A 21,173-nucleotide genomic window follows, 5' to 3' on the forward strand; every position below is an offset into this window, starting at 1 on the left:
ACCGGCGCCTCGATTGTCATGCTGTTTGCGTACATGCCGGATAAACAAGTCCATACGAATGAAGTTTCGTCGCTGCGCCGCCTGATGCGCGCGCGACGCAAGCCACTGGCGCTACTGCTCTCCCTGCCGGGCGTGTGGTGTTCGCTCGCCGGTGCGCAGGAAGCCCCTCCCCCTGATCTCGCCAAGAGCGATGGCCTCGTGCTGCGCACGGTCCCTTCGCTGGGCGAGTTCGTCTTAGGGGACGGCGACGACGTGCCGATGTACGTGCGCGGCATGCATCTGACCGGACGTACCAACGTCGACGCAACCGTCGATGGTGATGCAGAGGCGCGCAAATTGCGCTCCTACGTGAAGGGCGACCGCCTGACCTACGACCAGGACACGGACGAGGTGGTGGCGCACGGCAACGCGCACATGTCGCAGGGCGGCAACAAATTTGTCGGCCCTGAGGCCCATATGTATACCGGTGCGGGCGACGGCTACATGCTCACGCCGACGTATCAGCTGGTGACCGGCGGCGGCGGTAAAGGCGAGCGTGCGGACGTCGATGCGGGCAACGTGGTCACGTTGCAGCGCGGCACCTATTCCGCATGCGCCTGCACCGACGACGACAAGACGCCGGCGTGGTACATCAAGGCGTCGTCGTTCGAATTCGATCAGGAACAGCAGGAAGGCACGGCCTACAACGGCATTCTGTTCTTCCAGGGCGTGCCGATTCTGGCAAGCCCGTACATGTCGTTCCCGACAACGACCGAGCGCCGCTCGGGCTTGCTCGCGCCGACGTTTACGCAGTCGACCCAGACGGGTTTCGAGTTCTCGCAACCGTACTACTTCAACATCGCACCCAATCGCGATCTGACGATCACGCCGCGCTTCATGACCAAGCGCGGCACGATGCTCAACGGCGATTTCCGATATCTGGAGCCGACGTACGCCGGCCTGTTCCACATCGAGTATCTGCCGAAGGACCGGGTGACGGGCGATGCGCGTTATACCTTCACGTGGCAACACTCGCAGGCGCTGGGCTATGGCGTCAATGGATACGTCAACTTCACGAAAGTCTCGGACGATACCTATCCGGATGACTTTGGCGCCGGCACGAACTTCCAGACCGGCGTGACGCGCGTGTATAACCGCGAGGCGGGGTTGACGTGGAACTACGGCGACTGGTCGTTCCTTGCCCGCGTGCTGAAGTACCAGACCCTGGCCCCGAGTACGCCGCAGTACGAGTCGGTGCCTGAGCTGTCGGCCACTTACAGCAAGTCGGATTTCCACGGCTTCGACTTCACGATGCCGATCCGGTACAACCGGTTCCACATCGCAGCGAGCACGGGGCAGCCCGACGGCGAGCGCCTGTACGCGCAGCCGACGCTGAGTTACCCGATCCTGACGCCGGGTTACTTCATCGTGCCGAAGGTGATGTTCAACGCGGCGTCGTACAACGTCGACTATCCGAACGGGTCGACGATGCAATCGTCGATCACGCGCACGGTCCCGACGGTCAGTCTCGATGCCGGTCTGACGTTCGAGCGTCCGCTCACGTTGTTCGGTTCGAGCATGAAGCAGACGTTGGAACCGCGCATCTTCTACGTCTATACGCCGTACCGGAATCAGAGCTCGATTCCGATTTTCGACAGTGCGGTCGCCGACTTCAACCTCGCGGAAATCTTCAGCGAGAATTCGTTCATCGGCGAAGACCGGATTCAGGATGCGAACCGCGTCACGATGGCGCTGACCTCGCGCCTGATCGATGCGGAGAGCGGGGTGGAGCGTGCACGCGTCTGGTACGCGCAGCGCTACAACATCCAGCAGTCGCTCGTGACGATGCCGGGCGGCACGCCGGAAAACGCCGGGGTGTCCGACTTCCTGGTGGGCGGCTCGGCGCTGCTGTACAGCAACGTCACGTTCAGCACGGCGGTGCAGTACAGCCCGAGTACGTCGCAGTTCAACCGGTCGGACGTGGGGATCACGTGGCGTCCGGGTGAGCGTCGCGTCTTCAATGTCTACTACCGTTACCTGCGCAACCCGCCGCCGGTGGTGGGGCAGACCGCGTTGACGGTGACCCCGATCAACCAGATCGAACTTTCGGGCCAATGGCCGATCACACCCCGATTCGGGGTGGTGGGCCGGATCAACTACAGCATCACGGACAAGTCGTTCATCGATGCCCTGGCGGGTTTCGAGTATGATGCCGACTGCTGGGCTTTCCGGGTCGGCGTGCAGCGCTATGCGACCAATGCCACGACAACGACTTCGCGTATTTTTGCGCAGTTGGAGTTGAAGGGCCTGACCAAGTCCGGTACCAGCGCCACCGAAGCGTTCAAACAAGGCGTGCCTGGCTACCAGCCGCCGCCGACGAACCAGATTCCTTCTCGATTCAGCAACTATGAATGACATGTTTGTGAAGCGTGCCTCGCTGCTGGCGAGCCTGTGTCTCGCCGCCGGGGTGGCGGTGGCCCAGCCGGCACCGGTCAGCGCACGCGCCGCTGGAGCGCCCGCATCGTCCACGCAGTCGGTCGATTCGATCGTGGCCGTGGTCAACGATGCCGTGATCACCCGCAAGGAACTCAACACGCGAATCGAGGAAGCCAAGCACCAGCTGACGCTTGCGAAGCGTCCGGTCCCCGAGGCCGACATGCTTCAGCGTCAGGTGCTCGAGCAGATGATCATCACGCAGGTGCAGCTCCAGCGCGCCAAGGAAGATGGCATCGTCGTCAAGGACGCCGACGTCGAGCAGGCGCTGCAACGCATCGCCGCCGACAACCGCCTCTCCGTCGATCAGTACAAGGCGCGCCTGGCGCAAGCCGGTGTGCCCTGGGACGCTTTCCGCAAGGAAGTGCGTGAGCAGATCATTCTGGCCCGCCTGCGCGACAAGGAAGTCGATAGCCAGATTCAGGTCAGCGAGACCGAAATCAACACGTTCCTCGCCGCCCAGCGCGGGGCATCGGCCACGCCTTCCGAAACCGAATACCGCATCAGCGAGATTCTCGTGAAGGTGCCGGACGGCGCGTCGCCCGATCAGGTCAACGCCGCGCAGAAGAAGGCCAACGACGCGCTCGACAAGGCGAAAGCCGGTGGCGATTTCGCTGCCCTCGCCAAGCAATATTCGGATGCGTCCGACGCCAGCGCCGGTGGCGACATGGGCTTTCGCATTCCCGAACGTATCCCCGATCTGTACCTGAATCAGGTCCAGAAGCTGCAAGCGGGCACGCTCGTGCCGCAGGTGCTGCGCAGCAATAACGGATTTCACGTCATCAAGCTGGTCGACACCCGTAAGCAGGGTGGCGGCGAGCAAGGCATGACCGTGCCGCAGATTCACGCGCGCCATATCCTGATTCGTGTGGGCGACGGCGTGTCCGAAGCACAGGCGCAGAAGAAGCTGCTCGATATCAAGGCGCAGATTGAAGCCGGCAAGGGCGACTTTGCGACGTATGCCCGTCAGGTCTCGGTGGATGGCTCGGCCTCGCAGGGCGGTGATCTCGGCTGGATTTCGCCGGGCGAGACCGTGCCGGCGTTCGAGCGCGCCATGTCGGAACTCAAGGACGGCCAGATCAGCGATCCGGTGCGCTCGGAGTATGGCTATCACCTGATTCAGGTGCTCGGCCATCGCGAGTCGCAAGTGTCGGGCGATCAGGAACGCAACCTGGCGATGCAGGAACTGCGTGGCCGCAAGGCCGAGCAGCAGTATCGCGACTGGCTGCAACAACTGCGCGACAGCGCTTATGTCGATTACCGTCTGAGCACGGCTGCGCAGTAAGCGCGGCCCGACTCGACGACCCGACACCGCCACACTTCCTCGTATGACATCCGCCCGGCCCTTCGTCCTTGCCATCACCACCGGTGAACCGGCAGGTGTGGGGCCGGAGCTGACCGTGCAGGCACTTGTTCAGTGCCTCACACCGTCAGCCCTATCGGCAACCGATCCCCTCGAACATTGTCAGTTTGCCGTGCTCGGCGATGCCGCACTGCTGGCAGCGCGCGCGCAGGCCGTTGGCCTCGGTGACGCGTGGCAAGCCTTGCTGTTGCAGGGTCGTGTGCGCGTGGAACATCATTCGCTCGCCGTGCCAGCCGTGGCCGGGCAACTGGACGCCGCCAACGGTCCCTATGTGCTCGCACTGCTCGACGCCGCCATCGACGGCGCGGTGGCCGGCACATTCGACGCGATCGTCACTGCGCCGCTGCAAAAGAGCACGATCAACGACAGCGGCGTGGCTTTCACCGGTCACACCGAATATCTCGCCGAGCGCACGCACACGCCGCGCGTGGTGATGATGCTCGCAGGCGGTGGTCTGCGGGTGGCGCTTGCCACCACGCATTTGCCGCTGGCGCAGGTGCCCGGCGCGATCCGCCGGGACGACCTGCTGGAAACCCTCGTCATTCTGAATCAGGACCTGATGCGCCATTTCGGCGTGACGCGTCCGCGCATTCTCGTGACCGGACTCAATCCGCATGCGGGTGAGTCGGGCTATCTCGGCCGTGAAGAGATCGATGTCATTTCGCCCGCGCTCGACGATGCGCACGCGGCAGGCATCGACGCTCGCGGGCCGTACCCGGCCGACACGCTGTTTCAGCCGCGTCACCTCGACGGGGCCGATGCCGTGCTCGCCATGTATCACGATCAGGGCCTGCCGGTGCTCAAATACGCGAGCTTCGGCGCGGGCGTGAACATCACGCTGGGCCTGCCGATCATTCGCACATCGGTCGATCACGGCACCGCGCTGGATCTTGCGGGCACCGGGCGCGCCGAGAGCGGCAGCCTGCTCGAAGCCCTGCGCACCGCCGCGACCATGGCCGCCAACGCGGCCACCCATGCACAACTGCGCGCTGGCACCGTTGCTGCGTCAGGCACCGCAAGCGATGCGGCGGCCGCGACGGGCGATGACGACACCCCACCGCGTTCCTAAGGAATTTCACATGAGTAGCGCATCGAAGCGCACGGGCGTCCAACAGGGCCACGTGGCGCGCAAACGTTTTGGTCAGAATTTTCTCGTCGATATGGGCGTGATCGACGACATCGTGAGCGCCATCTCGCCGCGCACCGATGATCTGATGGTCGAAATCGGCCCGGGGCTCGGTGCCTTGACGACGCCGCTCGCCGAGTGGCTCGCGCATCTGCATGTCGTCGAACTCGACCGCGATCTCGTCGCACGCCTGACGCGCAAGTTCGGCGATCGCGTGACCGTGCATGCGGGCGACGCGCTCGACTTCGACTTCGGCTCGCTGGTGCCGGAAGACCGCCGCGACGAATCGCCGCTGCGCATCGTCGGTAACCTGCCGTACAACATCTCGAGCCCGTTGCTCTTTCACCTGATGCGTTTTGCGACACAGGTGCGCGACCAGCACTTCATGTTGCAGAACGAAGTCGTGGAGCGCATGGTGGCGCCGGCCGGGTCGAGCAACTACAGCCGGCTGTCGGTGATGCTGCAATACCGCTACTGGATGGACAAGGTGCTGGATGTGCCGCCGGAGGCGTTCAATCCGCCGCCGAAGGTCGATTCGGCCATCGTGCGCATGATTCCGCGGGCGCAGGCCGACTTGCCCGACGTGGATCTGACGGTGTTCGAAGCGGTGGTCGCGCAGGCGTTCTCACAGCGTCGCAAGATGCTGCGCAACACGCTGCACAGCTATCGCGACCGCGTCGACTTCGATGCGCTCGGGTTCGACCTGACGCGTCGTGCGGAAGATGTTTCCGTCGACGAATACCTGTCGCTGGCGCGCACGATCAGCGGCGCCGGTTCACAAGGCTGATCCCGGCGAACACCAGGGCGACGGCGCCCGCAAAGCGCCAGCCCACCGATTCTCCAAGAATCAGCACGCCGAACGTCACCCCGAACAGCGGGCTCAGGAACGAGAACGACGCGAGGCGGGCGGCGCTGTAGCGGGTGAGCATCCAGAACCAGATCAGATAGCTCGCAAACGCCACGCCGATGGATTGATAGACGAGGCTCACCCACGTCGTGCGCGTCATTTCGCCGATGTGGACGTTGCCGGTGGCCAGCGCCAGCACACACAACAGCACGGCGGAGACGGCCAACTGATAGAGCAGCGTCTTGGCGGGAGCGGCCGTTGCCAGCCGCGAAGCGCGCACGACGACCGTCGTCATGCCCCAGAAGACCCCCGCCAGAATGCCGAGCAGGTCACCCGGCCATGTCGTCGCAAGGCTCGTGCTGCCCCCATCCGAGAACGCCACCACGATGCCGCAGAACGCCAGCGCCATGCCGAGCCATTGCCCGGCGCGCAGCCGTTCGCTGGGTACTGTCCAATGCAGGCCGATGGCGGTGAAGCAGGGCGCGGAATACAGAAACACGGCCATGCGTGATGCCGTGGTGTGCGTCAGTCCGACGAAGATGCAGAGAAATTCCAGCGAGAACAGCACGCCGGCCAGAATACCGGCCGGCAGCGTGCCGTCGCCGGTGACCAGCCGCTGACGCCGCCAGAGCATCCACCCGCCCACGAGCAGCGTGGCGATCACCGAGCGCAGGCCCGCTTGCAGCACGGCCGGCACGGCGGTCACTGCGAGCTTCACCGCCACCTGCTGGCCGCCCCATATCGCACACAGGCCGACCATGATAGCGAGGGCGGTGGCATCGATCGGGCGAGGGGCTGTGTTCATGACATCGGTTCGGGAGTGGGAGGGGTGGACAAGCGTGCGACGCGGCACAGTGTTGCCGCAGGTCGTTCTGCCGGTCCGGTTCGCCGCTCATTCTCCACGATCCGCTTCATGGACGCATCAATTTGGTGCGCGCCGTAGGGGTAATCATTGTTTCGCCTTGCGGCACAATGTCTCCCTGTCACGAGGGTTTATCGGGGACAGTCGCGCCGCTAGAATACGACGCTCGGGTGCGATTGCCCGTCATCTTCCTCACATCACCGCAGTATTCCCCCGCAGTCATCTCCATGTACAAGAAAGGCTCTGCCGTCGAACTCCAGTTCTCCCCGTCGCGACTCAACGATGGGGCGGGCGATCCGTTCTGGATCGATCTCACGCGCGACGAAGCGCAGGCGCTGCTCGCGGCCCTGCAAACGCATCTGGCGGGCACCGGGAATGACGCCGTCGGCACCGATCAGCCGTTGTTGTTCACGCTGCTCGATCCCGCTGTGCCGGGGAACAAGGGCCAAGGCGCCACCACCGGCAGCGAGTCCGACAGCGCCAACGACGGCGAAGCGAGTGCTGCCACGGCACCGGAATTCCGGCAGTGGGTCTGTGTGATCTGCGGATGGATTTACGACGAAGCGACCGGCTATCCCGAAGACGGCATTGCGCCGGGAACGCGGTGGGAAGCGGTGCCGGAAGATTGGCGTTGCCCGCTGTGCGACGTGGGCAAGGAAGACTTTGCGATGGTGCAGTTCTGAAGAACGTACGACTGGCGGCGCTGCCCGATCAACAACGGGCAGGCGCCGCCGTTGCCTCTTACAGGCCGCCCTTGGCCGAATGCTTCTGGATCAGTTCGATCTTGTAGCCGTCCGGATCTTCCACGAAAGCGATGACCGTGGTGCCGCCCTTGACCGGACCGGCTTCGCGCGAGACTTTGCCGCCAGCGGCACGGATCGTGTCGCAAGCCTTGTAGGCATCGTCGACTTCGATGGCCAGATGGCCAAACGCCGTGCCCATCTCGTACTTTTCCACGCCCCAGTTGTAGGTCAGCTCAAGCACGGTGTTTTCCGACTCGGGGCCATAGCCCACGAAAGCCAGCGTGTACTTGTACTCGGGGTTTTCGCTCTGGCGCAGCAGTTGCATGCCGAGCACGCGCGTGTAGAAGTCGATCGAGCGCTGCAAGTCGCCGACGCGCAGCATGGTGTGGAGCATTCGCATGGTGTTTTGACTGTGTGGGGACAAACGAAGCGTCAATTGTACCCGCGCCAGCAAAAATGAGCCGCGTTCATGCAGCGTTGAGCGATTTCAGCATGACGCTTAAAACTCCGGCAGCCATTCCGGGGCATGCGACTTGAGTGTGTCGCGTGCGGATTCGAACTCCGGAAAGATCGACGCCACTGCCTGCCAGAAGCGCGGCCCGTGGTTCATTTCCTTCAAATGCGCGAGTTCGTGCGCCACCACGTAGTCGATCACCCCCAGCGGGAAGTGGATCAGACGCCAGTTGAGGCGAATGCGGCCATCGGCGCTGCAACTGCCCCAGCGGGTGGTCGCCGACGACAATCCGAGTGCCGAGTAGCTGACGCCCAGACGCTCGCCATACACATCGAGCCGGGTCGTGAAGAGCTTGCGCGCTTCCTGCTGCAACCAGCCTTGCACCCGGTCGCGCATCTGTTCAGGCGCGGCTTGCGGCGGCAGGTCTAGCCAGAGTGTGTGCGTGTGGATGTCGTATTGCTGCGCGCCGGGGCGGCCGCCAAGACGCACGGTCAGCGTGTGGCCGAGATACGGCAGCGTCGCGCCGTCGACCCAGTTCACGCGCGGAATCACGCGGCGGGCCGAGCGTTCGCGAAACTCGGCGATCTTGTTGAAGATCCAGCGTTTTTTCTCGACGACGGCAGCTTCGACATCGGCGATCGTGACCCAACGCGGGGCGGTCACTGCGAGCCCCGATTCGTCGATGATGAAGCCGATCGTGCGGCGCGACGAGCGCTTGAAGCGGTAGTAGAGCGCGTGCCCGTCGAGCATGATCACGCGCTCGCCGGCGGCCGGTGCACGGCGTGGCTTGGGCGGCTCGGGCGTAGCGAGAGGAGCGGGGGGCGCTGGTGTGGCTGTGGCGGGGGCCGGTGCATCGGTCGCCACGCCATTGGCTTCGGCGGCCGGGCTGCCGAACAGGTCGAGTTCCATCTGGGGAACGAGCATCTCATGCCGGGAGCGGCGATCGCGGGTATTACTGGCGTTACGGTTCGCGGTTCGGGCTTTCGACATGAGACTGTCTCGTAGTGCGCTCAGGTCCCAGGGGTGGCTTCCGGCGTGGCCTTTGGGGCCGACGTGTAGGCTGCCGGATCGATACGAATCATCTCACGTTCGATCCATTCAGCCACATCGGCATTCACGGCTTCCGGCGTGCGTCCTTCCGTCTGAATCACCGGGCCGATCGAGACGATCACTTCGCCGGGGAATTTCATGAACGAATTGCGCGGCCACATGCGCCCGGCATTGTGCGCGATGGGCACGACCGGTGCCCCGGTCGTCGCCGCCAGACGCGCACCGCCCGACTTGTACTTGTTGCGCGAGCCGGTCCTCGTACGCGTGCCTTCCGGGAACATGATGATCCACGAGCCTTCGGCCAGACGCTCACGCCCCTGCGCCACCACCGATTGAAACGCGTCGGTGCCCTTGCTGCGGTTGATGTGAATCATGCTCAGCAGGCCGAGCGCCCAGCCGAAAAACGGCACGTAGAGCAATTCGCGCTTGAACACGAAGCACAGCGGGCGCGGCATCAGTGCCGGCAACGCGAGCGTTTCCCAAGCCGACTGGTGCTTCGAGAGCACGATGGCAGGCGTGTCGGGCAGGTTCTCGCGACCGATCACGCGGTAGCGGATGCCACACAGTTTGTCGGCCACGATCATCGTCGTGCGGCACCAGCCCACCGCGAACCAATAACGCCGGACGCGGTTGAGGATCGGAAACGTCACGATGCACGCGATCGCATACGGAATCGTAAAGACGATCAGGAAGAGGAAGAAAAGAATCGAACGAAGTCGCTGCATCAGATCTGGGCTTGAATGAGTGGGCCGGGGAGCGTCGGGTGTTTCAGGCGCTTGAGCGGGCATGAGCGGTTTCACACCGCATCAGCCACCCTTGGCGTCCCTGGCGTCCTCTTCGGCGAGCATGTCGCGCACGAATGCCTGAAGGCTGTCGTGCACGCGGGTGCCTTCCGGCAAGTTGCCGGCGGCCAGTGTTTTCTTGCCCTTGCCGGTGAGTACCAGATGCGGGTGGGCACCCACGGCGGCAGCCGCCTGCAAGTCGCGCAATGAATCGCCCACGGCCGGCACGCCGGTCAGGTCGACTTCGTAGCGCCGGGCGATTTCCTGAAACAGGCCGGGCTTCGGTTTGCGGCAATCACAACCCTCGGCCGACGTGTGCGGACAGAAAAACACCGCGTCGATACGGCCCCCCGCAGCAGCGGCCAGCTTCGACATCTTGGCGTGCATGGCGCCCAGCGTTGCCATGTCGAACAGACCGCGTCCGACCCCCGACTGGTTGGTGGCTACGACCACGCGATAGCCGGCCTGATTCAACCGGCCAATCGCTTCGAGGCTGCCGGGCAGCGGCACCCACTCGTCGGTCGACTTGATGAACTGGTCCGAGTCGACGTTGATCACGCCGTCGCGGTCGAGAATCACCAGCTTGCGAGCGGCGGGCCCGGGGGTGCGGTCTTTACGCGAGTCCATGTTCGGCATCGGATATCGGCAAATTAGGCGGCGAGCTTCGAGAGATCGGCCACACGGTTCATCTGCACGTGCAGGCGCGTGAGCAACGCGAGGCGGTTGTTGCGCAGCGCCTCGTCGTCGGCCATCACCATCACGTCGTTGAAGAAGGCGTCGACCGCGTCGCGCAATTGCGCCAGCGCCGTCAGCGCCTGCTCGTACTGACGCGCCTCGAAGCTCGTCTCCACCAGCGGCGTCACCTTGTCGAGCGCAGCGGCCAGCGCCTTCTCGGCCGGTTCCATCAGCAGCGACGGCTGAATCATGCCGTCCGGCGGCGGCGACGTCTTCTTCAGAATGTTGCCGATACGCTTGTTGGCGGCGGCCAGCGCTTCGGCTTGCGGCAGTGCCGAGAACGTACGCACGGCTTCCAGTCGCTCGATCAAGTCACCCAGATACGGGGGCTGATTGGCCAGCACGGCTTCGATTTCGTTCGCACCGAAACCACGCTCGCGCAGGTAACCGCGCACGCGATCGAGCACGAACAGGTAGACGTCGTGCAGATAGGCGCCATCGGCCACGCCCGTGGTGAAGCCTTCGTAAGCCACGCGCAGCAGGTCGGGCAACATCACGGGCAGACGCTTCTCGATGAGCATGCGCGCGATGCCGAGGGCATGGCGACGCAGCGCAAACGGGTCTTTCTCGCCGGTCGGTTGCAGGCCGATGCCCCAGATGCCGACGAGCGTTTCGAGCTTGTCGGCCAGTGCCACGGCCGTGCCGGTCGGGCTCACGGGCAACGCATCGCCGGCAAAGCGCGGCTGGTAGTGTTCCGAGCAGGCGAGGGCGACATCGTCCGGCTCGCCATCATGGCGTGCGTAGTACGTGCCCATCGTGCCTTGCAGCTCCGGGAACTCGCCGACCATGTCGGTCAGCAAGTCGGCCTTGGCCAGCAGTGCACCGCGCTCGGCCAGTGCCACGTCGCTGCCGGTCATCTGCGCAATCGCACCCGCGAGTGCCGAGAGGCGCTTCGTGCGTTCGAACTGCGAACCCAGCTTGTTGTGATACACGACGTTGGCGAGCAACGGCACGCGATCGGCCAGCGGCTTCTTCTTGTCCTGCTCGAAGAAGAACTTCGCGTCGGCCAGACGCGGGCGCACCACGCGCTCGTTGCCGGTCACGATCTGTTCCGGCTTGTCGGTGGCGATGTTCGAGACGATCAGGAAGCGGTTCGTCAGACGCCCGCCCTCGGCGAGCGGCTTGTCGGTGAGCGCGAAGTACTTCTGATTCGTCTGCATCGTGAGAATCAGGCACTCCTGCGGCACGGCGAGGAATTCACTTTCGAAATGGCAGGCGTAGACGGCCGGCCATTCCACCAAAGCGGTAACTTCGTCGAGCAGTGCGTCGGGCATGACCACGTGGTCGTTGCCGGCAGCGGCCAGCAGTTGCTCGCGAATCGCATCGCGGCGCGCCGTGTAGCTCGCGTAGACCTTGCCTTCGTCGAGCAGCGTGGCGGCGTATTCGTCCGCCTGATGGATCACGACTTCGCCGTTCGACAGGAAGCGGTGACCCAGCGTCTTGTTGCCCGAGGCCAGACCGATCGCCGTCGCCGGCACGAGCGTGTCGCCGTGCAGCGCAATCAGGCCATGCACCGGACGCACGAACTGCACCGTTTCGCCATCGGGGCGCTGGTAGCTCATGACCTTCGGGATGGGCAGCTTGCCGAGCGTTTCGTCGAGCGAGGCTTGCAGCGCATCGGCCAGTTGGGCACCGGCGGCCGTGTAGGTATGGAAGAAGGCTTCGGCCTTGCCGTCCATGGCGCGCTCGAGGCTTGCGACCGGCAGGTCGGCGAAGCCCATCGCGGCGAGTTTCTTCACGAGCGGCGGGGTCGGGTTGCCGTTCGCGTCGAGCGCGACGGACACCGGCAGCACCTTCGCGCGGATGGTGGCATCCGGGGCGCGCTCGAGCACGTGGGTGATCGCGACGGCCAGACGGCGCGGCGTGGCGTACGGCGTGACGACGCTGGCGTCAGTCGTGAGACCGCGCGAGCGCAGGCCGTTGGCGATGCCATCGGCAAAGGCGTCGCCCAGACGTGCCAGTGCCTTCGGCGGCAGTTCTTCGGTCAGCAGTTCGACCAGCAGGGTACGTTGTGCGGTGCTCATCATGCGGCTTGCGTTCGGGTTTGGGCGGCGGGGGCGTTCAGCATCGGGAAACCGAGCTTCTCGCGCGAAGCGTAGTAGGCCTGTGCGATCAGACGCGACAGCGCCCGGATACGGCCGATGTACGCCGCACGCTCAGTCACCGAGATGGCGCCACGGGCGTCGAGCAGGTTGAAGGTGTGTGCCGCCTTCAGAATCATTTCGTAGGCCGGCAGGGCCAGTTCGGCTTCGATGAGGCGCTTGGCTTCGCTCTCGTAGTTATCGAAGAAGCTGAACAGCATCGGCTGGTTCGAGTGCTCGAAGTTGTACGTCGACTGCTCGACTTCGTTCTGATGGAACACGTCGCCATACGTCAGGCGGCGCGTCACCGGGCCGTCAGCCGTCTGCTCTTCCCATTCCGTCCACACCAGGTCGTACACGTTCTCGACCTGTTGCAGATACATCGCCAGACGCTCGATGCCGTACGTGATTTCGCCGAGCACGGGCTTGCAGTCCAGACCGCCCACTTGCTGGAAGTAGGTGAACTGGGTGACTTCCATGCCGTTGAGCCACACTTCCCAGCCCAGACCCCAGGCGCCGAGCGTGGGGTTTTCCCAGTCGTCTTCGACGAAGCGCACGTCGTTTTCGGTCAGATCGAGACCGAGCGCGCGCAGCGAACCCAGATACAGGTCGAGAATGTTCTCCGGTGCCGGCTTGAGCACCACCTGATACTGGTAGTAGTGCTGCATGCGGTTCGGGTTCTCACCGTAACGGCCATCCTTCGGACGGCGCGACGGCTGCACGTAGGCAGCGCGCCACGGCTCCGGGCCGATGGCGCGCAGGAACGTGGCGGTGTGCGAGGTACCGGCGCCGACCTCCATGTCGTAAGGCTGGAGCAACGCACAGCCTTGCTTGTCCCAGTAATCCTGCAACGTCAGGATGACTTGTTGAAAGGTAAGCATGATGAATTCGCGCGGACGAAAAGAGAAATATGCGGATTTTGCGCAGTTCATCGGCCCGGCCGCGAGCGCGGCCGACGAACTGGGGCCTGTTCATCCTGATATCGGGCAAGGATTGCCCGCCAAAAACCAGGGTGAACAGGCCCCAAAACCTTGAATTTTAGCGGGAATCCGGCCCGAGCGGGGTGTTGGCCGACCAATGAGGCGCCGGCCGTGCCGCAGCGCCCGTCAAGCGTGGCGCATTTGTGTGACGGACTCAGCGCGTGCGGCGTCCGGCGATCAGGCCGAGTCCGAGGGCGGCCAGCGCCAGCAGCAGCGCCGGCACATTGCCGAAACGCACATAAGGCGTGAGGCCCGTATAGGGCTGCACCTTGCCGGTGAGTGCACCGACGGTCATCGCCGGCAGGCGGCCCTGCACGTGACCCTGCGCATCGATGATGGCCGTCGTGCCGGTGTTGGTCGCGCGCAGCATCGGACGTCCGGTTTCGAGCGTGCGCATGCGGGCGATTTGCAGATGCTGGTCCAGCGCGATGGTGTCGCCGAACCACGCCAGATTGGTCGAGTTGGCGAGCACCGTTGCGGGTTCCGGCATGTTGCGCAGCGCCTGAGCGATCTCTTCGCCGAACAAGTCTTCGTAGCAGATGTCGAGCGCCACACGCTGATCGCGCACCGGGAAGCCGGTCGGCGTTGCCGAGCCGCGCAGGAAGTCGCCCAGCGGGATATGCATCATGTCGACAAACCACCGGAAGCCCCACGGCACGAACTCACCGAATGGCACGAGATGGTGTTTGTCGTAGCGATGCAACGTCTGGTCGCGCGGCGTGACGCCGAACAAGCTGTTGGTCAAATCCGTCGGGCCTTGCGGCGTCAGCGTCGCGCCCACGGCGCCGAGCACGACGTGCGAGCCGGTACGATCCGCAAATTCGCGAATGGGCGCAGCGATTTCCGGAGGAATCCCTTGCAGCAGCACCGGGAAGGCCGTTTCCGGCGTAATGATCAGGTCGGCCGGCGCTGCCGTGATCATGTCGCGATAGAGCGCCATCGCGTGATCGATGCCGGCGCGCTCGAACTTCATGTCCTGCGGGATATTGCCTTGCAGCAGCCGCACCGTGAGCGGCAGGCCTGTCGGCGTGGTCCATGCGTGACGGGTGAGGCCGGCGCCGATGCCGAGCAGCACGAGCACGCCCGCGACGGCGAACACGCGGCGTGCCGGGCGCGTCGCCATGTTCAGCGGCAACACCGCGCGGGCGAACCACGCGGCGGCCAGTGCGGCGAGACCACCGATGCCGTATACGCCCAGCAGCGGCGCGAAGCCGGCCAGCGGGCCATCGACGTGGGCATAACCGGGCGAGAGCCACGGGAAACCGGTGAAGACGGTGCCGCGCAGCCATTCGGCGAGCGTCCAGGCGCCGGCAAACGCGAAGGTGCGCCACGGGCCCGTAGCCGGTACCCAACGCGTGACGAAGGTCGCGAGCGCGGGGTAGATCGCCAGATAGAGCGAGAACAGCACGACGGCGGCACCGGCCATCACGCCGGGCATGCCACCGTACGTGTGCATGCTGATGTAGAGCCACCAGATGCCGGACACGAAGGACGCCACGCCGAAGCACCCGCCGAGCCACAACGCATCGCGCCGCGACGGGCTGCGCTCGACTAGTGCGAACAGGCCGGCCATGGCCAGCAGTTGCAGCCACCAGACATCGCGGGGTGCGAAAGCCAGCGTCTGAGCAATACCGGCCAGACCGGCGAGCGCACGCGCGCGCCAGGCCGGCCACGAGCGCCGCTCGGGCGCGTGGACGGTCATTTCCTGCATGGATCGTTGAAGTTAGTCAGGCTGAACGACGGGTGCCGGTTCCACGCGCCGCAAGAGCAGCATATGGATCTGGCGGCCGTCGGCACGCAGCACTTCGAACACGAGATTGCCGACGCGCAGACGTTCGCCACGACGCGGCACACGACCGAACTGGTGCGTGATCATACCGCCGATCGTGTCGTTTTCGGCATCGACGAACTGGGTGCCGAAGGCGTCGTTGAACTGCTCGATTTCGGTGAGCGCGCGAATGCGATAACTGCCGTCGGGCGCGGCGATGATGTTGTCTTCTTCTTCGTCGAAGTCGTACTCGTCTTCGATGTCGCCGACGATCTGTTCGAGCACGTCTTCGATGGTGATGAGACCGGCCACGCCGCCGTATTCGTCCACGACGATGGCGATGTGGTTGCGGTTCACGCGGAAGTCATGCAGCAACACGTTCAGACGCTTCGATTCGGGGATGAATACCGCCGGGCGCAGCATGTCGCGCACATCGAAGTCGTGATTCGCGTAGAAACGAAGCAGATCCTTCGCGAGCAGAATGCCGATGATGTTGTCGCGATTGCCTTCGTACACCGGGTAGCGCGAGTGCGCCTGTTCCAGTGCGAACGGCATGAATTCTTCGGGAGTCTGTTCGATGTTGATGGCGTCCATCTGGGCGCGGGGCACCATGATGTCGCGTGCGCACAGATCGGCCACCTGGAACACGCCCTCGATCATCGCCAGAGAATCGGCGTCCATCAGGTTGCGGGCGTGAGCGTCTTGCAGAATTTCGAGCAACTCTGCGCGCGACTCCGGCTCCGGGGAAATCAGATCGGTGAGGCGTTCGAGCAGAGAGCGAGGTTTTTCGGGCTTTTTTTGACCGGGTCGACTGGGATAAGGGTCGTTCATGACGGCGCGTCCAAGTTGGGCGGACGCCGAGCTGTTTCAGGAAGCTAAAGGATACACCAGATGCACGCCATTGCCGTGTCAGCGCTGGCCGGTCGGTGCACCGCAGCGGTGCAGCACGGCTTCGAGCGCGGGGTCGGGCATGCCCGCTTCGCGCAGTGCCTTGACCGTGCGGGCCACGTAATCGTGGGTAGTGCCGTAGCGTCCCTGAGCCTGATCGAAGACCTTGCGCACGATGTTGTCGGGCAGACGGCCGGCATAACTTTTCACGTCGCGACGCATCACGAAAGCGAGCGCGGGTGTCGTGCGGCCATCGGCGAGCGCGCAGTGCAGCCACGCCGGACGGTACGAGCCCATCGCCATTTCACGATGCCAGAGCGATTCGAGGTGTGCGCGTGCCGTGGCGGCCGAGAGGCGCAATGCCACGCCGGCACATGAGCCGCCCCGGTCGAGCGCGAGCACGAGGCCGGGATGCTCCGGCGTGCCGCGATTGACGCGCGACCACAGATAAAGGCCCCGGTGATAGCCGAACACGCGGGCGTGCAGGCTTTCTTCCATCGGCACACCCGGGTTCCAGATCAGCGAGCCGTAAGCGAAGATCCAGAGGTCCTGCTTGCCGTTCCAGCCGGCGAGGGCGGCGTCGAGCGAGCGCGACAGCTCTTCGGGGCTCAGATGGCGGGCGATGCCGAGGTCGGGCGGGTACTGGGTGCATCCGGGGCCGCTCGACACGCTGGCCTGAGGGGATTCGGGGGCGGTCGGGTGGTCTGGGATGCGGTCCATGCTGTCTATGCGATCGGCGGTTCAGGCGCGGCGCGATTTGGCCGGCGGGGTGGTCTTGGCAGCGGCCGGCGTGGCTTTTGGGGCCTTGGTGGCCTTGGCCGTCTTGCGCGGTGCGGCGGTCTTCTCCGACGCATAAGGATCGGCGTAGCCGAGGCCGGCGAGAATCTCCGTCTCCAGCGCTTCCATTTCCTCGGCCTCGTCGTCTTCCTCGTGATCGTAGCCTTGCGCGTGCAGTACGCCGTGCACGATCAGATGCGCGTAATGGGCTTCGAGCGTCAGGCCCTGCTCGTTTGCCTCGCGCTCCACCACCGGGCAGCACAGCACGATGTCGCCCATGACCGGGTCGCTCTCGTCCTGCGCGTACGCGAACGTCAGCACGTTGGTCGCGTAGTCCTTGCCGCGATAGCTGCGGTTCAGCTCCTGACCTTCGTCGGCGTCGACAAAGCGCAGCGTCAGCTCGGCGTCGGCCAGTTGCGCGGCCTGCACCCAGCGGCGCAGGTTGGCGCGCGAGAGCACTGCCTTATGGGCGGCGAAGTCGCGCCCGAGCACGAACTGGCTCGTCAGCGTCAGTGCGTGGCGTGGGCGGGCACCGCTCATGCGTTGCCTCGCGGCGCACGCGCCTGACGGGGTTGACGCGGTTCCTGATCGGCCGATGCCGGCAGATCGAGCCCGGCTTCCGCGTGTTGGGCGTGGGCCTCGTACGCATCGACGATGCGCGCGACCAGCGGGTGACGCACCACGTCCACGCTGGTGAAGCGGGTCATCGCGATGCCGCGCACGTTCTTCAGGATTACCTGCGCTTCGTTCAGGCCGCTCTTGTGGCCACGCGGCAAGTCCACCTGCGTCGTGTCGCCCGTCACCACTGCCTTGCTGCCGAAGCCGATCCGCGTGAGGAACATCTTCATCTGTTCCGGCGTGGTGTTCTGCGCCTCGTCCAGAATGATGAACGCGTGATTGAGGGTGCGGCCGCGCATATAGGCGAGCGGCGCAATCTCGATCATCTGCTTCTCGAAATACTTCTGCGTCTTGTCGAAGCCGAGCAGATCGTAGAGCGCGTCGTAGAGCGGGCGCAGGTACGGATCGACCTTCTGCGCGAGATCGCCGGGCAGAAAGCCGAGCCGCTCGCCGGCTTCCACCGCCGGGCGGGTCAGCACGATGCGCTTGACCGCGTCGCGCTCCAGCGCGTCGACGGCGCAGGCCACGGCCAGATACGTCTTGCCGGTGCCCGCCGGTCCGATGCCGAACGTGACATCGTGCGACAGAATCTGCTTGAGGTAATCGCGCTGCGCCGGCGTGCGGCCGTGCAGGTCGGTGCGGCGGGTGTGCAACACCGGCGAGCCGGTTTCCGTCTCGTCACCCGTGGCGAACGGATTGTCGTCGCCGTGGCGCAGGATCGGCTCGTGGCCCTGACGCGTTTCCACCAGACCCAGTTGAATGTCGTCGACCGACAACGGTTCGGTGGCGCGGTTGTAGAAGCTTTCCAGCGCCTGCGTCGCGATGACGGCACTCTTGCCGCGAATCGTGAAGCGATGACCCCGGCGGGAAATCGACACGTCGAGAGCCTGTTCAATCTGGCGCAGGTTCTCGTCGAGCGGGCCGCAGAGGTTGGCCAGCCGGCGATTGTCGTCGCGCGGCGCGGTAAATTCTTGGGCGAGTGCTTTCAAGATGATCCGGTGTGATGGGTCAGGGCGGTCAGTGCGATCGGTGCAGTCAGTGCGTGATGATCAATTCGCCGCGCAGCGAGTGCGGGTAGGCGAAGGTGATCACGACGTCTGTCATCTGGCCGATGAGCGCGCTGCGTTGTGCCTCGGAAGCCGGGAAGTTGACCACGCGGTTGTTCTCCGTGCGGCCTTGCAGCTCGTTCGGGTCTTTGCGCGAGACGCCTTCGACCAGAATGCGCTGACGCGAGCCGACCATACGCTGGCTGATGCGCGCGGCGTTTTCTTCGACCACGGCCTGCAAATGTTGCAGGCGGCGCAGCTTCACTTCACGCGGCGTTTCGTCCGGCAGGTTGGCGGCGGGCGTGCCCGGGCGCGGGCTGTAGATGAACGAGAAGCTCGTGTCGTAGCCGATCTCGTGGATCATCGCCATGAGCTTGTCGAAATCTTCTTCGGTCTCGCCGGGGAAGCCGACGATGAAGTCCGACGACATCGACATGTCCGGGCGCACCTGACGCAGACGGCGAATGATCGACTTGTATTCGAGCGCCGTGTAGCCGCGCTTCATGGCCGAGAGCACGCGGTCGGCGCCGTGCTGCACCGGCAAGTGCAGGTGGCTCACGAGCTTGGGCACCTTCGCGTACATGTCGATCAGGCGCTGCGTGAATTCCTTCGGATGGCTCGTCGTGAAGCGAATGCGCTCGATGCCGGGCACTTCGGCCACGTACTCGACCAGCAGGGCGAAGTCGGCAATTTCGCCGTCAGCCATCAGGCCGCGATAGGCGTTCACGTTCTGACCCAGCAGCGTGATTTCGCGCACGCCTTGCTCGGCCAGACCGGCAATTTCCGTGAGCACGTCTTCAAACGGGCGCGAGACTTCGTCGCCGCGCGTGTACGGCACGACGCAGTAGCTACAGTATTTGGAGCAGCCTTCCATGATCGAGACGAAGGCCGTGGCACCGTCGACCTTGGCGGGCGGCAGGTGATCGAACTTCTCGATTTCCGGGAATGAGATGTCGACTTGCGAGCGGCCGGTGGTGCGGCGCGCTTCGAGCATCTGCGGCAGGCGGTGCAGGGTTTGCGGGCCGAACACGACGTCGACGTAAGGGGCGCGCTGCACGATGGCGGCGCCTTCCTGACTGGCGACGCAGCCGCCGACGCCGATCACGAGATCCGGCTTGATTTCCTTGAGGGCGCGCATGCGGCCCAGATCCGAGAACACCTTTTCCTGCGCCTTTTCACGCACCGAGCAGGTGTTGAACAGGATGACGTCAGCGTCTTCGGGGGTGTCAGTCTTCTCGAGACCTTCGGCGGCGCCGAGCACGTCCGCCATCTTGTCGGAGTCATACTCGTTCATCTGACAGCCGAACGTCTTGATGTAAATCTTCTTTGCCATTGAGTGTGCGCCGTTCGCAGTGGTTAACCTGGGGGCGTCCGTAATTTGGTTATTTCGGAGGTTTTCCGGGGTTCTGACAGATGGCCGACCAGGGAAAAAAACGGCGGCCAAAACGCAAAAGCCGGCGTGGCCGGCCTGTCCGGACCTCCGTAGCGGGGCCGGTGAGTGGTGCGCGCATTATACCGCGTGAACGGCAGGGGTATTGCGCCAGGTGGACGCTGGGGGCGTCGCGACTTTCACGGCCGTCACGGCTGCCCCGGCCGGCGAAGGCCGGCCAGAGGCAGCGAGGCCCGCAGCGCTTAGCGGTTGTCCTTCATCGCGGCGGCGATGGCGCGGATGTTGTGCTGGAACAACTGAAGATACGTGGAAGCTTCCGGGTTTTGCGAGAGCGCATCCGAGTAGAGCTTGCCGTCGACCTGCACCTTCGCGTCATGCGCAATGCGTTGAATCAGGCGCGGATTCGAGATGTTCTCCATGAACACGGCCTTGATGCCCGTGCGGCGGATGATGCGGATCAGGTTGGCCACATCGCGTGCGCTGGCTTCGCTTTCCGTCGACACGCCTTCCGGGGCCAGGAACTTGATCTCGAAGCGCTCGCCCAGATAGCCGAAGGCGTCATGCGAGGTCAGCACCACGCGGCGGTTGGCGGGCACCGAAGCCAGTTGCTTGCGGGCCCACGTGATCAGGTCGTCGAGGGCGAGCTGATAGTTCTTCGCGCGATCGGTGTAGTAGGCGCGCCCGGCCGGATCGGCCTGCGAGAGCGCGGCGGCGACCTTGTCGACCATTGACTTCACCAGCACCGGGTCTTGGAACATGTGCGGGTCGGTGACGACTTTGCCGTCATCGCGCATGGTGCGGGGCTTGAGCCCGTCAGTGACTGTCACGATCGTGCCCGGGTAGTGGCTGGCCTTCATCAGGCGCGGCAGCCAGCCTTCGAAGCCGAGGCCGTTCACAAAGAAGAGTTTCGTGCCCGAGAGTTTGGCGACGTCGGCCGGGGTCGGCTCATAGACGTGCGTGTCCTGATCGGGACCGACCAATGTTGTGACGTCGACGCGGTCACCACCCACCACCTTGACGATGTCGGACAGGATGCTGAAGCTCACACCGACCGGCAGACGTGTGTCTTGTGCCTGTGCCGGGCCGGCGGCTGCCAGCGTAAGTGCGACCGACGAAAGCAGCGCGGCGAAGAAACGCGCGCCCGGCCATGATTTACCGCCCGATTTACCCAATCCGAACATGTTTTCCTCT

Annotated in this window: 19 protein-coding genes and 1 pseudogene; 6 read left to right on the plus strand and 14 right to left on the minus strand. The window is 64.4% G+C overall.

The features are described from left to right. Positions 1-18 precede the first annotated feature (18 nt). From CDV44_RS01800 to rsmA, 4 genes are read left to right on the plus strand one after another with little or no spacing between them, the layout of a single operon-like run. Positions 19-2,394: an LPS-assembly protein LptD gene (locus CDV44_RS01800; protein ID WP_170935822.1), complete on the plus strand. Its 2,376-nt coding sequence runs from the start codon at positions 19-21 to the stop codon at positions 2,392-2,394. After that, positions 2,387-3,757, plus strand: a complete 1,371-nt coding sequence (locus CDV44_RS01805; RefSeq protein WP_058376115.1) for a peptidylprolyl isomerase — start codon at positions 2,387-2,389, stop codon at positions 3,755-3,757. Before CDV44_RS01800 ends, CDV44_RS01805 begins: the two co-directional genes overlap by 8 nt. 43 nt (positions 3,758-3,800) lie before the next feature. Next, complete coding sequence (gene pdxA / locus CDV44_RS01810) at positions 3,801-4,904, plus strand: 4-hydroxythreonine-4-phosphate dehydrogenase PdxA (RefSeq protein WP_087686418.1); 1,104 nt, start codon at positions 3,801-3,803, stop codon at positions 4,902-4,904. A 10-nt stretch (positions 4,905-4,914) separates the two neighbouring features. Beyond that, a complete protein-coding gene (rsmA, locus tag CDV44_RS01815) occupies positions 4,915-5,748 on the plus strand; it encodes a 16S rRNA (adenine(1518)-N(6)/adenine(1519)-N(6))-dimethyltransferase RsmA (protein WP_087686419.1) in 834 nt (277 codons plus the stop codon). Here rsmA and CDV44_RS01820 read toward each other — a convergent pair. Then, the gene (locus CDV44_RS01820) at positions 5,723-6,613 is read right to left on the minus strand and encodes a DMT family transporter (RefSeq protein WP_087686420.1); all 891 of its coding nucleotides are present in this window, start codon (positions 6,611-6,613) and stop codon (positions 5,723-5,725) included. The two genes, rsmA and CDV44_RS01820, sit on opposite strands and share 26 nt — an antisense overlap. 284 nt (positions 6,614-6,897) lie before the next feature. Between CDV44_RS01820 and CDV44_RS28645 the strand changes: the two genes are divergently transcribed. Next, a complete protein-coding gene (locus CDV44_RS28645; RefSeq protein ID WP_087686421.1) occupies positions 6,898-7,353 on the plus strand; it encodes a rubredoxin in 456 nt (151 codons plus the stop codon). Positions 7,354-7,411: 58 nt separating this feature from the next. Here the strand turns inward: CDV44_RS28645 and gloA are convergent, their stop codons facing one another. The 6 genes from gloA to glyQ all read right to left on the minus strand — a co-directional run bounded on the left by gloA (position 7,412) and on the right by glyQ (position 13,396). Next, positions 7,412-7,813 (minus strand): lactoylglutathione lyase, encoded by a 402-nt coding sequence (gloA, locus tag CDV44_RS01830; protein WP_087686422.1) that lies wholly within the window; start codon positions 7,811-7,813, stop codon positions 7,412-7,414. A 99-nt stretch (positions 7,814-7,912) separates the two neighbouring features. After that, positions 7,913-8,791, minus strand: a complete 879-nt coding sequence (locus CDV44_RS01835) for a SprT family zinc-dependent metalloprotease (protein WP_170935833.1) — start codon at positions 8,789-8,791, stop codon at positions 7,913-7,915. Between the two features lie 86 nt (positions 8,792-8,877). Next, positions 8,878-9,642: a 1-acyl-sn-glycerol-3-phosphate acyltransferase gene (locus CDV44_RS01840; RefSeq protein WP_087686424.1), complete on the minus strand. Its 765-nt coding sequence runs from the start codon at positions 9,640-9,642 to the stop codon at positions 8,878-8,880. 81 nt (positions 9,643-9,723) lie between these two features. Continuing rightward, complete coding sequence (gmhB, locus tag CDV44_RS01845) at positions 9,724-10,326, minus strand: D-glycero-beta-D-manno-heptose 1,7-bisphosphate 7-phosphatase (protein ID WP_140413328.1); 603 nt, start codon at positions 10,324-10,326, stop codon at positions 9,724-9,726. A gap of 23 nt (positions 10,327-10,349) precedes the next feature. Beyond that, positions 10,350-12,461, minus strand: coding sequence for a glycine--tRNA ligase subunit beta (glyS, locus tag CDV44_RS01850; RefSeq protein ID WP_087686426.1), 2,112 nt, complete (start codon positions 12,459-12,461; stop codon positions 10,350-10,352). After that, positions 12,458-13,396: a glycine--tRNA ligase subunit alpha gene (gene glyQ / locus CDV44_RS01855; protein WP_058379905.1), complete on the minus strand. Its 939-nt coding sequence runs from the start codon at positions 13,394-13,396 to the stop codon at positions 12,458-12,460. The genes glyS and glyQ overlap by 4 nt, the downstream gene beginning before the upstream one ends. Between glyQ and CDV44_RS27945 the strand changes: the two genes are divergently transcribed. Next, positions 13,395-13,550: a hypothetical protein gene (locus CDV44_RS27945; RefSeq protein ID WP_157125864.1), complete on the plus strand. Its 156-nt coding sequence runs from the start codon at positions 13,395-13,397 to the stop codon at positions 13,548-13,550. The genes glyQ and CDV44_RS27945 overlap by 2 nt on opposite strands. A 99-nt stretch (positions 13,551-13,649) precedes the next feature. On the opposite strand, the gene lnt is transcribed toward CDV44_RS27945, so the two are convergent. The 7 genes and pseudogenes from lnt to CDV44_RS01890 form a co-directional block, all read right to left on the minus strand. Beyond that, entirely contained in the window at positions 13,650-15,197 is a 1,548-nt protein-coding gene (gene lnt / locus CDV44_RS01860; RefSeq protein ID WP_249277371.1) for an apolipoprotein N-acyltransferase, read from the minus strand. Positions 15,198-15,218: 21 nt separating this feature from the next. After that, entirely contained in the window at positions 15,219-16,094 is an 876-nt protein-coding gene (locus CDV44_RS01865; RefSeq protein WP_087686428.1) for an HlyC/CorC family transporter, read from the minus strand. A gap of 78 nt (positions 16,095-16,172) precedes the next feature. Further along, positions 16,173-16,871: a gamma-glutamylcyclotransferase gene (locus tag CDV44_RS01870; protein WP_087686429.1), complete on the minus strand. Its 699-nt coding sequence runs from the start codon at positions 16,869-16,871 to the stop codon at positions 16,173-16,175. A gap of 132 nt (positions 16,872-17,003) precedes the next feature. Further along, positions 17,004-17,468, minus strand: a pseudogene (gene ybeY / locus CDV44_RS01875) (rRNA maturation RNase YbeY); the annotation flags it as partial. Continuing rightward, positions 17,465-18,535 carry a PhoH family protein gene (locus tag CDV44_RS01880; RefSeq protein ID WP_087686431.1) on the minus strand — a complete coding sequence of 357 codons (1,071 nt, stop codon included), beginning with the start codon at positions 18,533-18,535 and terminating at the stop codon, positions 17,465-17,467. The gene CDV44_RS01880 and the pseudogene ybeY, both read right to left, overlap by 4 nt. Positions 18,536-18,581: 46 nt before the next feature. Further along, positions 18,582-19,925 carry a tRNA (N6-isopentenyl adenosine(37)-C2)-methylthiotransferase MiaB gene (gene miaB, locus CDV44_RS01885; protein ID WP_087686432.1) on the minus strand — a complete coding sequence of 448 codons (1,344 nt, stop codon included), beginning with the start codon at positions 19,923-19,925 and terminating at the stop codon, positions 18,582-18,584. 299 nt (positions 19,926-20,224) lie between these two features. After that, the gene (locus CDV44_RS01890) at positions 20,225-21,163 is read right to left on the minus strand and encodes a metal ABC transporter solute-binding protein, Zn/Mn family (RefSeq protein ID WP_087686433.1); all 939 of its coding nucleotides are present in this window, start codon (positions 21,161-21,163) and stop codon (positions 20,225-20,227) included. Between the last annotated feature and the right edge of the window lie 10 nt (positions 21,164-21,173).

Source organism: Pandoraea sp. PE-S2R-1, assembly GCF_002179865.1.
In the GTDB taxonomy this organism is placed as follows: domain Bacteria; phylum Pseudomonadota; class Gammaproteobacteria; order Burkholderiales; family Burkholderiaceae; genus Pandoraea.

Excerpts from the sequence above, each read along its gene's own strand:
- CDV44_RS01800 (WP_170935822.1), top strand. The coding sequence starts at position 19 with ATGCTGTTTGCGTACATGCCGGATAAACAAGTCCATACGAATGAAGTT.
- CDV44_RS01805 (WP_058376115.1), top strand. The coding sequence starts at position 2,387 with ATGAATGACATGTTTGTGAAGCGTGCCTCGCTGCTGGCGAGCCTGTGT.
- pdxA (WP_087686418.1), top strand. The coding sequence starts at position 3,801 with ATGACATCCGCCCGGCCCTTCGTCCTTGCCATCACCACCGGTGAACCG.
- rsmA (WP_087686419.1), top strand. The coding sequence starts at position 4,915 with ATGAGTAGCGCATCGAAGCGCACGGGCGTCCAACAGGGCCACGTGGCG.
- CDV44_RS01820 (WP_087686420.1), bottom strand. The coding sequence starts at position 6,613 with ATGAACACAGCCCCTCGCCCGATCGATGCCACCGCCCTCGCTATCATG.
- CDV44_RS28645 (WP_087686421.1), top strand. The coding sequence starts at position 6,898 with ATGTACAAGAAAGGCTCTGCCGTCGAACTCCAGTTCTCCCCGTCGCGA.
- gloA (WP_087686422.1), bottom strand. The coding sequence starts at position 7,813 with ATGCGAATGCTCCACACCATGCTGCGCGTCGGCGACTTGCAGCGCTCG.
- CDV44_RS01835 (WP_170935833.1), bottom strand. The coding sequence starts at position 8,791 with ATGCTCGTTCCCCAGATGGAACTCGACCTGTTCGGCAGCCCGGCCGCC.
- CDV44_RS01840 (WP_087686424.1), bottom strand. The coding sequence starts at position 9,642 with ATGCAGCGACTTCGTTCGATTCTTTTCTTCCTCTTCCTGATCGTCTTT.
- gmhB (WP_140413328.1), bottom strand. The coding sequence starts at position 10,326 with ATGGACTCGCGTAAAGACCGCACCCCCGGGCCCGCCGCTCGCAAGCTG.
- glyS (WP_087686426.1), bottom strand. The coding sequence starts at position 12,461 with ATGATGAGCACCGCACAACGTACCCTGCTGGTCGAACTGCTGACCGAA.
- CDV44_RS27945 (WP_157125864.1), top strand. The coding sequence starts at position 13,395 with ATGATGAATTCGCGCGGACGAAAAGAGAAATATGCGGATTTTGCGCAG.
- glyQ (WP_058379905.1), bottom strand. The coding sequence starts at position 13,396 with ATGCTTACCTTTCAACAAGTCATCCTGACGTTGCAGGATTACTGGGAC.
- lnt (WP_249277371.1), bottom strand. The coding sequence starts at position 15,197 with ATGACCGTCCACGCGCCCGAGCGGCGCTCGTGGCCGGCCTGGCGCGCG.
- CDV44_RS01865 (WP_087686428.1), bottom strand. The coding sequence starts at position 16,094 with ATGAACGACCCTTATCCCAGTCGACCCGGTCAAAAAAAGCCCGAAAAA.
- CDV44_RS01870 (WP_087686429.1), bottom strand. The coding sequence starts at position 16,871 with ATGGACCGCATCCCAGACCACCCGACCGCCCCCGAATCCCCTCAGGCC.
- miaB (WP_087686432.1), bottom strand. The coding sequence starts at position 19,925 with ATGGCAAAGAAGATTTACATCAAGACGTTCGGCTGTCAGATGAACGAG.
- CDV44_RS01890 (WP_087686433.1), bottom strand. The coding sequence starts at position 21,163 with ATGTTCGGATTGGGTAAATCGGGCGGTAAATCATGGCCGGGCGCGCGT.